This is a genomic window from Frigoribacterium sp. CFBP 13605 (assembly GCF_014839405.1).
In the GTDB taxonomy this organism is placed as follows: Bacteria; Actinomycetota; Actinomycetes; order Actinomycetales; family Microbacteriaceae; genus Frigoribacterium.
In genome coordinates this window covers 1-12,628 of record NZ_JACYNS010000078.1, presented here as the reverse complement: position 1 = coordinate 12,628, position 12,628 = coordinate 1, and the positions used below count along the sequence as shown (strand labels likewise).

At 72.9% G+C, this 12,628-nt stretch carries 14 protein-coding genes and 1 pseudogene; 8 read left to right on the top strand and 7 right to left on the bottom strand.

Features of this window, described 5'->3' with window-relative positions; genetic code table 11:
• Nucleotides 1-448, bottom strand: a pseudogene (locus IFT36_RS12520) (hypothetical protein); the annotation flags it as partial.
• A gap of 141 nt (nt 449-589) precedes the next feature.
• Nucleotides 590-1,138: an NUDIX hydrolase family protein gene (locus IFT36_RS12515; RefSeq protein WP_056043756.1), complete on the bottom strand. Its 549-nt coding sequence runs from the start codon at nt 1,136-1,138 to the stop codon at nt 590-592.
• Nucleotides 1,139-1,236: 98 nt separating this feature from the next.
• Here IFT36_RS12515 and IFT36_RS12510 point away from each other — a divergent pair, with 98 nt between their 5' ends.
• Both IFT36_RS12510 and IFT36_RS12505 read left to right on the top strand, forming a co-directional pair.
• Nucleotides 1,237-1,950, top strand: a complete 714-nt coding sequence (locus IFT36_RS12510; protein ID WP_200413288.1) for an alpha/beta hydrolase — start codon at nt 1,237-1,239, stop codon at nt 1,948-1,950.
• Nucleotides 1,951-2,002: 52 nt separating this feature from the next.
• On the top strand, nt 2,003-2,680 hold the full coding sequence (locus tag IFT36_RS12505) for an SIMPL domain-containing protein (RefSeq protein ID WP_200413287.1): 678 nt from the start codon (nt 2,003-2,005) through the stop codon (nt 2,678-2,680).
• Nucleotides 2,681-2,742: 62 nt separating this feature from the next.
• On the opposite strand, the gene IFT36_RS12500 is transcribed toward IFT36_RS12505, so the two are convergent.
• Nucleotides 2,743-3,870, bottom strand: a complete 1,128-nt coding sequence (locus IFT36_RS12500) for a GNAT family N-acetyltransferase (RefSeq protein WP_200413286.1) — start codon at nt 3,868-3,870, stop codon at nt 2,743-2,745.
• A 126-nt stretch (nt 3,871-3,996) separates the two neighbouring features.
• On the opposite strand from IFT36_RS12500, the gene IFT36_RS12495 reads away from it, so the two are divergent.
• The 3 genes from IFT36_RS12495 (at nt 3,997) to IFT36_RS12485 (ending at nt 6,391) form a co-directional block, all read left to right on the top strand.
• On the top strand, nt 3,997-4,422 hold the full coding sequence (locus IFT36_RS12495; RefSeq protein ID WP_200413285.1) for a DUF1810 domain-containing protein: 426 nt from the start codon (nt 3,997-3,999) through the stop codon (nt 4,420-4,422).
• A gap of 119 nt (nt 4,423-4,541) precedes the next feature.
• Nucleotides 4,542-5,537 carry a prolyl aminopeptidase gene (pip, locus tag IFT36_RS12490; RefSeq protein ID WP_200413284.1) on the top strand — a complete coding sequence of 332 codons (996 nt, stop codon included), beginning with the start codon at nt 4,542-4,544 and terminating at the stop codon, nt 5,535-5,537.
• A complete protein-coding gene (locus IFT36_RS12485; protein ID WP_200413283.1) occupies nt 5,534-6,391 on the top strand; it encodes an NAD(P)H-binding protein in 858 nt (285 codons plus the stop codon). The genes pip and IFT36_RS12485 overlap by 4 nt, the downstream gene beginning before the upstream one ends.
• Nucleotides 6,392-6,643: 252 nt before the next feature.
• Here the strand turns inward: IFT36_RS12485 and IFT36_RS12480 are convergent, their stop codons facing one another.
• Nucleotides 6,644-7,537, bottom strand: a complete 894-nt coding sequence (locus IFT36_RS12480) for an SDR family oxidoreductase (protein ID WP_123571344.1) — start codon at nt 7,535-7,537, stop codon at nt 6,644-6,646.
• Nucleotides 7,538-7,671: 134 nt separating this feature from the next.
• Between IFT36_RS12480 and IFT36_RS12475 the strand changes: the two genes are divergently transcribed.
• Nucleotides 7,672-8,244 (top strand): phosphatase PAP2 family protein, encoded by a 573-nt coding sequence (locus IFT36_RS12475; protein ID WP_056043774.1) that lies wholly within the window; start codon nt 7,672-7,674, stop codon nt 8,242-8,244.
• Between the two features lie 27 nt (nt 8,245-8,271).
• Here IFT36_RS12475 and IFT36_RS12470 read toward each other — a convergent pair whose 3' ends face one another.
• The 3 genes from IFT36_RS12470 to IFT36_RS12460 are packed head-to-tail and all read right to left on the bottom strand — an operon-like array spanning nt 8,272 to nt 10,192.
• Nucleotides 8,272-9,270: an aldo/keto reductase gene (locus tag IFT36_RS12470; protein ID WP_200413282.1), complete on the bottom strand. Its 999-nt coding sequence runs from the start codon at nt 9,268-9,270 to the stop codon at nt 8,272-8,274.
• A 50-nt stretch (nt 9,271-9,320) separates the two neighbouring features.
• Nucleotides 9,321-9,497: a hypothetical protein gene (locus IFT36_RS12465; RefSeq protein WP_157485182.1), complete on the bottom strand. Its 177-nt coding sequence runs from the start codon at nt 9,495-9,497 to the stop codon at nt 9,321-9,323.
• 50 nt (nt 9,498-9,547) lie between these two features.
• Nucleotides 9,548-10,192 carry an FMN-dependent NADH-azoreductase gene (locus IFT36_RS12460; protein ID WP_159827935.1) on the bottom strand — a complete coding sequence of 215 codons (645 nt, stop codon included), beginning with the start codon at nt 10,190-10,192 and terminating at the stop codon, nt 9,548-9,550.
• 141 nt (nt 10,193-10,333) lie between these two features.
• On the opposite strand from IFT36_RS12460, the gene IFT36_RS16555 reads away from it, so the two are divergent.
• Both IFT36_RS16555 and IFT36_RS12450 read left to right on the top strand, forming a co-directional pair.
• A complete protein-coding gene (locus tag IFT36_RS16555) occupies nt 10,334-11,533 on the top strand; it encodes a Fic family protein (RefSeq protein ID WP_056043780.1) in 1,200 nt (399 codons plus the stop codon).
• A 43-nt stretch (nt 11,534-11,576) separates the two neighbouring features.
• Nucleotides 11,577-12,628 (top strand): DEAD/DEAH box helicase (locus IFT36_RS12450; protein ID WP_200413281.1); only part of this gene is annotated, 1,052 nt, incomplete at its 3' end.

Here is a 12,628-nt window from a genome sequence, read left to right as displayed (position 1 = left end):
CGGGCTCGGTCCGCAGGGTGAACAGCAGGGGCAGTTCGGCGTCGAGCGCGCCACGCACCCGACGGACGACGTCGACCGTGTCGATCTCGCCGTCGCCGAGGGGCGCCGCGTGCTGGTGGACGGACCCGGTCACCTTGTCACGAGCGCGCTGACGTGCCACGACGTGCACCCTTCGAGGCCACTCGCCCAGCAGCGGAAACCCCCGAATGGCGAGGGCGGACTCGTGGGCGACGACGGCGTCCGGTCCGAGCCGGGGCAGCACCGCGTGCACGCGGGCGGTGTGCTGCGACGCCGGGCCGAGCGACCGCCAGTCGTCCGTCCGGACGTACACGCCGGCGGCGAGCCTCACCGCGAGGCCACGTCGCGCGTCCCGCTCGATGGAGGAGGCATCCACGCCGTCGTCGACGAGCCGGGAACGACGGATGAGCAGGCCTGACGTGTCGCGCATCGGTCCAGCCTGGCCGAGCGCCGTCAGGGACGCGGCCCGCGCCTCCTCGCCTGTGGAGAGGTGTCAGGCGACACCCCCGAACCGACGAGACACCCCGAGATCCGAGGGTGTCACGCCGCATCGGGGGTGTTGCGAGCGCCGCTAGTGCAGGGCGCCGACGGAGGCGAGGGCGCTGCGCAGCAGGGTGCCGCGCCCGCCCTCCATCTCGGCGGCGACCTCGTCGGAGGCGGCCTGGTGCGGCGTCAGCCAGGTGAGCTCGAGGGCGTCCTGCCGCGGGTCGCACGTGCCCGTGACGGGCACCACGTAGGCCAGCGACACCGCGTGCTGACGCGGGTCGGTGTAGACCGACGAACCGGGCAGCGGGAAGTACTCGGCGACCTGGAACGGCACCGGAGACGGCGGCAGCTGGGGGAAGGCCATCGGCCCCAGGTCTTTCTCGAGGTGGCGGAACAGCGCGGTGCGCAGGCTCTCGCCGTACATCACCCGGCCCGACACGAGCATGCGCGAGATCGACCCCTCGTCGGAGGCGCGGAGCAGCACCCCGACCTCGGTCACGACCCCGAGGCCGTCGGTCCGCACGGGCACGGCCTCGACGTAGAGGATCGGCAGGTGCTGACGCGCCTGGAAGAGCTCGTCCTCCGAGAGCCAGCCGGGATTGGGGTCGGGGTCGGGTGTCCGCACGGAGCTCATGGGCCATTCTTACCGGCTCGGGGGCCCGATCGCGTGACGTGACGCTACGGGCGAACAGCACCGGCCCCGATGTCGGCACCCGTCGCTAGGCTCGGCCCATGGTGCAGATCGACCCGTCCCTCGTCCAGTGGTCCGCCGTCGAGGCCGAGCGTGACGGGCGTCCCCTGCTCGTGTTGCTGCACGGCGTGGGCTCGCACGAGGGCGACCTGATCGCGCTCGCCCCCTACCTGCCGCAGCAGTTCGTGGTCGCGTCGCTGCGGGCACCGCTGCCCCACGGCGACGGGTTCTCCTGGTACCCGCTGTCGACTCCCGGCGCACCCGATCCGGGCGCCGTCGACGACGCGGCCGAGGCCGTGCTCGCCTGGCTCGACTCGCTCGGGGCGCACCATCCGTTCGTCAGCCTGCTCGGGTTCTCGCAGGGCGGGTCGCTCTCGCTGCAGCTGCTCCGTCACGCGCCCGAGCGGTTCGCGTTCGCGGCCGTGCTCGCCGGGTTCGTGGTCCCCGCCGCGGGCGACGACGCCACGCTCGAGCGCGCGGCCGCACGCGACGACGCCGTCACTGCCGCCCGCCCCGCCGTCTTCTACGGTCGCGGTGACGTCGACCAGGTCATCCCCGCCGACGCCGTCGAGCGCACGTCCGCCTGGCTCGAGACGCACGCCGACGCCGAGCAGACCGTCTACCCCGGGCTGGCCCACGGCATCTCGCAAGAAGAACTCGACGACCTCAACGCGTTCATCGGTCGCGTCACCGCCGCGCCGGTGGGCGACGGCGGTGCCTCCGTGGTGGCCGACGAGGCCGCCTCCGCCGACTGACCACCGGGCCCCACCCGGCCCCGCACCACCCGACGAACGAAGGAGGCGCGCGATGGCGACGCTCTCGGTGTCCGGTTCCGCCACCCACCGCCACCGTGCCGAGCGCGGCGTCGTCCACCTCACCGTGGGCTTCGACGGCGACGACCGCGAGGCGGTCGTCCGCGACACCGCGGCGGTGCACTCCCGCCTCACGGAACAGGCCACGGCCTGGCGCCGCCAGGAGGCCGCCACCTGGTGGAGCGCACAGAGCGTCACGGTCGCGGTCGAGACCGAGGCGACGGCCGACCGGGGCGACGGGGCCGACGCGACCCGCGCCTCCTCGGTGGTGCGGTTCCGCACCCGGGCCGCCGTCGACGTGCGGTTCAGCGACTTCGACGCGTTGGCGTCGTGGGTGGGCGAGGTCGCCGTCGAGCCGGGCGTCACCGTCGAATGGATCGAGTGGTCGCTCAGCCACGACCGTCGGCCCGAGGTCGAGAAGGCCGTGCGGGTCGCCGCGATCGCCGACGCGGTCACCCGGGCCGGCGACTACGCCGAGGCGCTCGGGCTCGGTCGGCCGACGCTGCAGTCGGTCTTCGAGCCGGGGTTGCGGCCCGGCGCTCCCGGTGGGGGCAGCCCGTTCGGCCTGGCCCGTGCCGTCGCGACGTTCTCGTCGGGCGGCCCCGTGACGTTCGACCTGCACCCGGACGACATCGAGGTCACCGCCGAGGTCAGCGCCGACTTCGTCGCCTGACCCGTCTCGGGCACGACCGACCTGCAGGCCCGCCTCCCGCCTCCCGCCTCCCGCCTCCCGCCTCACAGCAGCCGGTGCCACACTCCCTCGACGCCGATCGGCACGAACCCGACGGCCTCGTTGACCGCGAGCATGGGCCGGTTCTCCTCGGCGTTGAAGGTCAGCACGGACGGGCGTCCCGGCTTCTCGACGACGAGTCGGTCCAGGTTGGCGACCTTGACGAGCCAGCCCAGCCGGTGCCCGCGGTGCTCACGCCGCACGAGGGTCATCTGCTGCATCGCGGGCCGCGACGCGTCGTCGGGCACCGCGAGGTCGGAGCACGCGACGAGTCGGCCGGTCGGCACGTGCTCGGCCGCCGCGGTCAGCGAGGCCCGCCCGCTCGCGGCGCGTCGCTGCTCGGCCTCGACCAGGCGATCGACGGTCCAGACGTCCTCGGGCTCCGGCACGTCGCCCATCGGTGCGTCGGTGCTCAACGCGGTCGCCATCGCCGCGACGTCGGACCGCCAGCGCGGAGGCGTGGGGCCGGACCAGGTGTGGACGCGGTACTCGTCCCCCGCCGCGGCGAGCGCCTCGGAGCGGATCGCGGCCAGCGCCTCCTCGTCGACTGGCAGGGGCAGGCGGCTGATGCGCTCGACCTGGCCGAGCGCGTAGCCGCGCGAGAGCGCGAACCGGACCTCCGAGGAGGCGCGGGGCACCCATCCGTGACCGGTCGAGGCCTCGAGGCGGTCGCCCGGGTCGGGGCGCGAGCCCTGGCCGGACGCGACGAAGGAGATCGCGTCGGTCCTGTCCGCCGCGCGGGCGACGGCCTCGACGTGGTCGAGCAGGGCCGTGCCGAGCCCCCGGCGGCGGTGCTCGGGGGCGACGGCGACCCAGAGCCAGCAGGTCGTGACGGTCGGGTCGGCGAGCGTCTCGTAGGTGGCCTGTCCGACGATGCGACCACCGGACCGCACCACGAACAACCGCCGCGGCGTGAACCGGTCGTGCCACTGCGGCAGCTGTTCGGCCGGGCCGAAGTCGAGGTCGCCGAAGCCGAGCACCTCGGCCTGGACGGCGTTCTCGAGGCCGATGGCCTCGACGTAGGCGGCGGCGCGGTCGGCGCGGTGGGCGTCGGCGTCGTGGCCGGCATCGGCGTCGGAACGGGGCTCGAGGGTGTCGGGCACGACGATCTCGTCGATCACGATGTCGGTCACGGGGGCTCCGGGGTCTTGGCGGGGACGTGGTCCGCCGCCCGGCAGGGCAGCCGACCAGGGTAGCGCCGTCCTCGGCCTCCGCGCCAGGGGGGAGACGGCTCGACCCGCGGCGCGTAGAACGGGGCGATGAGCGATCCCTTCGACCTCGGACGGTACGTCGACGCGCAGGACGCCGGCGGCACCCACGACCAGGCCCTGGCCGAGCTGCGCCGCGGGCGGAAGACCTCACACTGGATGTGGTTCGTCTTCCCGCAGATCGCCGGCCTCGGCCGCAGCGGCATGGACCGCACCTACGCGATCCGATCGCTCGACGAGGCGCGGGCCTACCTCGCCCACCCCCTGCTCGGCCCGCGCCTGCGCGAGGCGGCGGGCGTCGCGGCCCGGGCGGACGCCGCGAGCGCCGGCGAGCTGATGGGCGGGATCGACGCCCTCAAGCTGCGCTCGTCGATGACCCTGTTCGCACGGGCCGACCCGACCGAACCCGAGTTCCGGGCCGTGCTCGATCGCTGGTTCGACGGCGTCGAGGACGACCTGACCGTCGCCCGCCTCTGAGCCCATCCGCGACCGTCCGTCGGACGACGGCTCCTCCCCGGACGAGGAGGCGCGGGTCGTCGCCCCCAGGCGCCGCGCCTCCCCTGCCGGTGTCGGCTCCCCCGGCTACGCTCGTCCGCATGCGCCAGCTCTACCCCGAGATCGAACCCCACGACTCCGGCCTGCTCGACGTCGGCGACGGCCAGCAGGTCTGGTGGGAAGAATGCGGCGACCCCGACGGCAAGCCGGTGGTCTTCCTGCACGGCGGGCCCGGCAGCGGGTCGTCACCCGCGCACCGCCGCCTGTTCGACCCTGACCGGTACCGCATCGTGCTGCTCGACCAACGCGGGGCGGGTCGCAGCACGCCCCACGCCGGCACGTTCGGCACCGACCTCTCGACGAACACGACCCGCCACCTCATGGCCGATCTCGAGACCCTGCGCGAGCACCTGGGCATCGACCGCTGGCAGGTGTTCGGCGGCTCGTGGGGCTCGACCCTCGCTCTCGCCTACGCCGAGACCCACCCCGACCGCGTCACCGAGCTCGTGCTGCGCGGCATCTTCACCCTGCGACAGAGCGAGCTCGACTGGTTCTACGAGGGCGCGGCGTCGAACGTCCTGCCCGACCGGTGGCAGGGCTACCTCGCCCCGGTGCCCCTCGACGAACGACGCCCCGGCGGGCTGATCGAGGCCTATGCGCGACTCCTCGCCGATCCCGACCCCGCCGTCCATGGGCCCGCCGCCGTGGCCTGGTCGTCGTGGGAGGCCTCGGCGATCACCCTGCTGCCCCGCCCCGACCTGGTCGAGCGGTACTCCGACCCGGCGTTCGCGCTGGCCTTCGCCCGCATCGAGAACCACTACTTCGTCCATCGCGGCTTCCTCGACGAGGGCCAGCTGATCCGCGACGCACACCTCGTCTCGCACATCCCGACGGTCATCGTGCAGGGCCGCTACGACCTGTGCACACCGGCGACGACGGCCTTCGACCTGCACGCCGCCCTGCCCGACGCCGAGTTCGTCCTGGTCGACGACGCCGGCCACGCCTTCGACGAGCCGGGCATCCTCGACGCGCTCATCTCGGCGACCGACCGCTTCGCGTCCGAGTCGACGCCCTCGCGTGACGAGGCGAGCCGATGACCGTCGTCCTCGCCGGCTGCGGCGACCTCGGCACCGAGGCGGCCCTGCGCTTCGCCGCCCTCGGGCACCACGTCCTCGGACTTCGTCGCTCGGCCGAGAAGCTGCCCGCAGCGATCGACGCAGTGTCGGTCGACCTCGGCACCACCCGGCCCACGCTGCCCGCCGACACCGACATCGTCGTCGTCGCCTTGTCGGCCGGATCCCGCGACGTCGACACCTACCGGGCGTCCTACGTCGACGGCCTGCGGAACGTCCTCGACGCACTCGACGAGGCGGGGGCCGCCGACGCCCGGGTGCTGTTCGTCTCGTCGACCGCCGTGTACGACGTCGACGACGGCAGCGTCGTCGACGAGACCACGCCGGCGACCGGCGCCTCCCCCACGGCCGAGGTCATCCTCGAGGCCGAGGCCCTGCTGCACGCGCGTCGTCCCGACGGCATCGTCCTGCGCCTCGGCGGCATCTACGGCCCGGGCCGGGAGCAGCTCATCACCCAGGTGCGCGACGGTGACGCGCGACTGGCCGAGCCGGCCGGCAGCTCCCCCCACACGAACCGCATCCACCGTGACGACGCGGCGGCCGCGATCGTGCACCTCACCACCACCTCGGCGCCGACCGACGTCCTGTACGTGGGGGTCGACGACGAGCCGTCGAGGCTCGACGACGTGCTGGCGTTCGTGGCCGACGAACTGGGGTCGCCCGTGCCGCCGAGCGCGCCTCCTCGGGGTCGTCAGGCGGGCGGCGACAAGCGGTTGTCGAACGCACGACTACGCGGCACGGGATTCACCTTCGAGTACCCGACCTTCCGCGAGGGGTACCGGGCCGTGATCGCGGGCGAGGGCGTGCGGCACCCCTGAGCCGGGCCCAGCCCGGCTCGGGCCAGGCGGTGCGGGCCTGTCGGACCTGCCCCGCAGGTGCGGGCCGTGTGGACCACGCCCGCCGGTGCGGACTGGGTAGACCCACGCCCGCCGGTCCGAATTGGGGGGTCACCTCGACCATCTCGCCCACCTCGCCCGCCTCGCGCGCGAGGACGCCGCCCAGCGGACGGGGCACCGCGTGGCGTCGCGGGGCCCCGTCCACTCGACGGCGTCCTCGAGGGCGGAGGGTGATCAGTGGATCGGCGTGCCACCCGTCACGGCGATGGTCTCGCCGCTGATGTAGCTCGACTCCTGGCTCGCCAGGAAGACGAACGACGGGGCGAGCTCGACGGCCTGGCCCGGGCGGCCGTAGGCGGCCTCCGAGCCGAAGCTCTCGATCTTCTCGTTCGGCACGAAGGCGGGCTGCAGCGGCGTCCAGACGGGGCCGGGCGCGACGCCGTTGACGCGGATGCCGCGTTCGGCCAGCTGCTGGGCCATGGCGCGGGTCCAGTTCGCGATGCCGGCCTTCGACACGGCGTACTCGGCGAGGTCGGGCGAGGGCTGGAAGCCCTGGATCGACGAGGTCGTGATGATCGAGGCCCCTGGCTTCAGGTGCGTCGAGGCGGCCTTGGTCAACCAGAACAGCGGGTAGATGTTGGCCTTGAGGACGTGGTCGAGCGTCTCGGTCTCGAAGTCGTCGATGCTGCTGACGGTCGGCATGACGCCGGCGATGATCGCCAGGATGTCGAGGCCACCGAGCTCGGCGACCGTCTTCTCGACGACGTCGACGTTGGTCTGCTCGACCTGCAGGTCGCCGGGCAACAGCACGGCGGTACGACCGGCCTCGCGGACGAGTGCGGCGACCTCCTCGGCCTGGGACTGCTCCTCGGCGAGGTAGCTCAGCGCGACGTCGGCACCCTCGCGGGCGAAGGCGATGGCCGTCGCGCGGCCGATGCCGCTGTCGGCACCGGTGACGAGGGCCTTGCGGCCGGCGAGGCGACCGCTGCCGACGTAGCTGGTCTCGCCGTGGTCGGGCTCGGGCTTCATGGCGTGGACGTCGCCGGGAGCGCTCTGCTGCTGGTGCTCGAACGGAGGCTGGGGGTACTGGGTGACGGGGTTCTGCGGGGTGTACATGTTGTCTGCCATGCCCCCGGTGTACGCGGCGGAGTGGGCGCGCCGGCCCAGCTTGTACCCCGGTCGGGGGTGACGTCGACGGCGCGGAGCGACGACAGTAACCGAGGAGGCGCGGCACCACCCCCGGGGAAAGATACGGTGGTCGCGTGCCCCTGCTGCCACTGCCTTCCGAGACTCCCCGTCAGGTCCTGCCCGCCTGGGTGCTGCGCGCCGACCGACGGGCCGCGAAACGCATCAACTCGGTCCGAGGAGTGCCGGTCGTCGACCGCAACCTCAGCCGCCTCAGCCACTTCGCCGACCACGGACTCTTGTGGGCCGCGGTCGCCGCAGGACTCGCCCTCGTCGGCCAGCGTCGTGCCGCGGTGCGGGGCACCCTGTCGCTCGGTTTCGCCAGCGCCATGGCGAACATCGTCGGCAAGCGCATCTTCGGCGGCAACCGGCCCCTGATCGACGACGTCCCGATCGAGCGACGTCTGCGCAGCCAGCCGCTGTCCGCGTCTTTCCCGTCCGGCCACGCGGCCTGTGCCGCCGGCTTCGTGACGGGCGTCGCGATCGAGTCGCCGGGAGCCGCGGCAGCCTTGTTGCCGCTGGCCGGTGCGGTCTCGTGGTCGCGCCTCCACGTGGGGGCGCACTGGACGTCCGACGTCGTCGGCGGGCTGCTCATCGGGTCGGGCGTCGCACTGCTGGGCCGACTCGTGTCGGCACCGCGCGGGCGCTGACCCCGGGCCGGCCCGCCGGCACCCGGTCTACCAGCGGGGGTGGACGGCCTCGCGGAAGTACAGGTCGTAGATGCGGACGACCTCGCTGTCGAGCCCGTCGTCGAGCTCGCCGACGCTGCCGGCCGCGGCGTTCGCCGTGGCCTGCGCGACGTTGCGCGCTCCGGGGATGACCGTGCTGACGCCCGGCTGCTCGACGATCCACGCGAGGGCGGCCTGCGGCACGGTGACGCCGTCGGGCACGGCCGCGGCGAACTCCTGCGCGGCGGCGACGCCCTGCTCGAAGTCGACACCGCTGAAGGTCTCGCCCTGGTCGAAGGCCTCGCCGTGGCGGTTGTACGTGCGGTGGTCGTTCTCGGCGAACGTCGTCTCGGTCGTGTACTTGCCCGACAGCAGTCCGCTGGCGAGGGGGACGCGCGCGATGATGCCGACGCCGGCCCGTCGTGCGGTCGGCAGCACCTCGTCGAGGGGCTTGAGACGGAACGCGTTGAAGATGATCTGCACGGTCGCGAGGTTCGGTCGGGCGATGGCGGTGAGGGCCTGGGCGGTCTCCTCGACGCTGACGCCGTAGGCACGGATCGCACCGTTCTCGACCAGCTCGTCGAGGGCGTCGTAGACCGCATCGCTCTCGAAGACGGGGGTGGGCGGGCAGTGCAGCTGCACCAGGTCGAGCGTGTCGACGCCGAGGTTGCGACGCGAACGGTCGGTCCAGGCCACGAAGTTGTCGCGGACGTAGTTCGACGGCACCTGGTCGAGCCGACGGCCCATCTTCGTCGCGACAGTGAGGGGCACGTCGGGGTTCGACGCACGGAAGCGCCCGATGATCTGCTCGCTGCGCCCGTCGCCGTACACGTCGGCGGTGTCGAAGAAGGTCACCCCGGACTCGACGGAGGCGCCCAGCACGTCGAGCGCGTCGCTCTCGCTGACGTCGCCCCAGTCGGCACCGAGCTGCCAGGTGCCGAGACCGATGACCGAGACGGGACGGTCGGCGAGGAAGGGTGAACGGGTTCCGAGGGTGCGGCTCTGCATGCCGTCGAGCCTAGCCACGCCGCACGTCGACCCGCCCAGACTGCGAGGGCTCAGCGGCGCGACGCGTTCACGCTGCGGACCAGCGCGTAGGCGACGACGACCGAGACGAACGCCGCGAAGAGGAACGCCGCCCCGAACCCGGCCTGCCCCTGCAGGAGCCGGACGAGCCCGACGATCGCGAGAGCAGCGGCCAGCATGCCGAACACGCGCGCGACGACCGACTTCACGCGGCGTGCGGCCCCGGCCCGACGGCCGCCTCGTCGACGCGACGACACGGTCACCCGAGGCGACGAGCCGAGGCGACCGCCGCCTCCTTCGCCTCTCGCAGTTCGCGCGTCGCTCGCTCGCGGGCGGCCTCGGGCATGGGCAGCCGGTCGCTGAGCGTGAGGTTCGTGGCGATCGTCTCGACGCGCATGCCGAGCGTGGCCCCCAGGACGATCTCGAGGACCGGGGTGGCGTGGTCCCAGCCGGCCGTGGGCGTGCCGTCGTCGTAGGCGCCGCCGCGGCTGGTCACCACGACCGCGGGTCGTCCGAGCATCGGCTGCTGGTCGTCGCCGTCGAAGGGCGCGGTGACGCCGGGCAGGTGGACGTTGTCGACCCAGGCCTTGAGCGTCGAGGGCAGCGAGTAGTTGTAGAGCGGCGCACCGATCAGGACGACGTCGGCGGCGACGAGCTCGGCGATCAGGGCCTGCTGCAGGGCCTCGTGGGCGGGATCGGGGGCGTCGCCCGGCTGCCGGAGCCGCGGCGGCCAGTGCAACGAGCTGTCGCTCAGGTGAGGCAGCGGGTCGACGTGCAGGTCGCGCCGGGTGACCGCGTGGTCGGCGCCGAGGTCGCGCCAGGCGTCGGCGAACGCGGCGGTGATCGCACGGGAGCGGCTCGTCGTGAGGTCGGCGGACGAGTCGAGGTGGAGCAGGTTCGGCATGCGCCCACCGTAGCCGGGGCGACCGACACGGTCGGCGAGGTTGCACACCGGGTGGAGACACCATAATCTCGTGCCAGCGAATTATGACTTGAGGTGATAAGTCATAAAAGTACGCGCTTGGATTCTGACTTGTGAGGTGCCGTGACCGCCACCTGGCCGCCGCTCGACCACGAAGAGGTCGCATGGGTGCCGTCCGGTCGCCCGACGGCCGGATTCCGTGCCGAGCCGTTCGGGTCGACCGTGTTCCGCGCGGCGGTGCCGCCCCTCATCGGCGCACTCGACCCCGCTCCGTCGCCCGAGGTCCGCGCTCTGGCCGAGGACGCCTCTCTCGAACTGACTCGCTTCGATGCCACCCTCGGCGGCGAAGTGGCGGCCTTCGCCCCGCTGCTGCTCCGCAGCGAGGCCCTCGCCTCGTCGCGCATCGAGAACCTGACCGCCAACGCCCGATCCGTGTTCTCGGCCGAGCTCGGGGATGAACGCAAGCGCAACGCGACCCTGATCGCGGCGAACACACGCGCCATGTCGGCCGCGATCGACCTGGCGGACGAACTGACCAGGGCGTCCGTCCTCACGATGCACGCCACGCTGATGGCTGCGGACCCACGACACACTCCGGGCGCCCTCCGGAACGAGCAGGTCTGGATCGGTCGGAGCAGTGCCAGCCCCCTCGGTGCCGAGTTCGTCGCCCCGGTCAGCGCGCGGGTCCCCGGACTCCTCGACGACTGCCTGGAATTCGCACGACGCGACGACCTGCCCGTCCTCGTCCAGGCGGCCGTGACGCACGCCCAGTTCGAGACGATCCATCCGTTCACCGACGGAAACGGTCGGACGGGGCGCTCCCTCACCCAGGCGATGCTGCGGTCCAAGGGGGTCACGCGGTCCGTGACGGTGCCGGTCTCGGCAGGCCTGCTGACCGACGTCGATGCCTACCACCGAGCCTTGACGGCGTACCGGGCAGGTGAACTCGACCCCATCGTGCGATTGACGGCCGAGGCGTCCCTCCGGGCAGTCGCGAACGCCCGGACGCTCGTCGACGAGCTCCACGACGTCCGGGCATCCTGGTCGACCCGCGTCACCGCGCGGAGCGACTCGTCGGTCTGGCGCCTGCTCGACCTGCTCGTCCACCAACCCGTCCTCGACGCCACGACGGCCGCTTCCCGGCTCTCGCTCGCCCCGAGCAACGTCTACCCCCTGCTCCGACGGCTGGTCGAATCGGGAGTGCTGAAGGAGAAGGCCGAGTACAAGATGGGCACCATCTGGCGCGCGGACGATGTCCTCGAGGCGTTGGACGCGTTCGCGGCACGCTCGGGACGCCGAGGCGAGGCCACCGTGCTGAGCTGAGCCCCTCGGCGGAATGTCGGTGGTGCAGAGCAGGATGGCAACGATGACCGACGTGCTCGACCGCTTCTCCCCCGCGACCCGTGAGTGGTTCCGGGGGGCGTTCGCCGCGCCGACCCGGGCTCAAGAAGGCGCCTGGACGGCCATCAGCCAGGGCGACCACGCCCTCGTCATCGCGCCGACCGGTTCGGGCAAGACGCTCGCGTCGTTCCTCTGGTCGATCGACTCGTTGGCCTCGTCACCCCCGCCCGACGAGAAGCTGCACCGCACCCGGGTCCTCTACATCTCGCCGCTCAAGGCGCTCGGCGTCGACGTCGAACGCAACCTCCGTTCACCGCTCGTGGGCATCACCCAGACCGCGAGACGCCTGGGCACCGAGGCTCCCGACATCACGGTGGGCGTGCGCTCCGGCGACACGAGCTCGAGCGACCGCGGCCGTCTCGCCCGCACGCCGACCGACATCCTCATCACGACCCCCGAGTCGCTCTACCTCATGCTCACGTCGCAGGCGCGCGAGACCCTCAAGGGCGTGCAGACGGTCATCATCGACGAGGTCCACGCCGTCGCCTCGACGAAGCGCGGTGCCCACCTGGCCCTCTCGCTCGAGCGCCTCGACGCCCTGCTCGAGAAACCCGCCCAGCGCATCGGGCTCAGCGCGACCGTCCGCCCGCCCGAAGAGGTCGCGCGGTTCCTCGCCGGCCCGGCACCGGTCACCATCGTCAACCCCCGCGCCGACAAGAAGTTCGACCTGCGGGTCGTCGTCCCGGTCGACGACATGACCGAGCTCGGCACCGCCGCCCCACTCGAGGGCTCGGCCGCCGGCGCCGCGCCGCAGGGCTCCATCTGGCCCCACGTCGAAGAGGGCATCGTCGACCTGATCGCCGCGCACCGCTCGACCATCGTCTTCTCGAACTCACGCCGCCTGGCCGAACGCCTCACGGCCCGCCTCAACGACATCTGGATCGAACGACAGGGCGGCGACCTCGAGGCCGCCGAGCGTGCCACCGAGGAGGCGCGGGGCCAGCTGGTCACCGCCGGCCCCGTCGGCGACGACGCGGCCGCCGACGCCGTCGACCCCTTCGCCCCGGCACCCGCCGC

Coding starts and splice junctions, on each gene's coding strand:
- IFT36_RS12515 (WP_056043756.1), bottom strand. CDS start 1,138: ATGAGCTCCGTGCGGACACCCGACCCCGACCCCAATCCCGGCTGGCTC.
- IFT36_RS12510 (WP_200413288.1), top strand. CDS start 1,237: ATGGTGCAGATCGACCCGTCCCTCGTCCAGTGGTCCGCCGTCGAGGCC.
- IFT36_RS12505 (WP_200413287.1), top strand. CDS start 2,003: ATGGCGACGCTCTCGGTGTCCGGTTCCGCCACCCACCGCCACCGTGCC.
- IFT36_RS12495 (WP_200413285.1), top strand. CDS start 3,997: ATGAGCGATCCCTTCGACCTCGGACGGTACGTCGACGCGCAGGACGCC.
- pip (WP_200413284.1), top strand. CDS start 4,542: ATGCGCCAGCTCTACCCCGAGATCGAACCCCACGACTCCGGCCTGCTC.
- IFT36_RS12485 (WP_200413283.1), top strand. CDS start 5,534: ATGACCGTCGTCCTCGCCGGCTGCGGCGACCTCGGCACCGAGGCGGCC.
- IFT36_RS12480 (WP_123571344.1), bottom strand. CDS start 7,537: ATGGCAGACAACATGTACACCCCGCAGAACCCCGTCACCCAGTACCCC.
- IFT36_RS12470 (WP_200413282.1), bottom strand. CDS start 9,270: ATGCAGAGCCGCACCCTCGGAACCCGTTCACCCTTCCTCGCCGACCGT.
- IFT36_RS12460 (WP_159827935.1), bottom strand. CDS start 10,192: ATGCCGAACCTGCTCCACCTCGACTCGTCCGCCGACCTCACGACGAGC.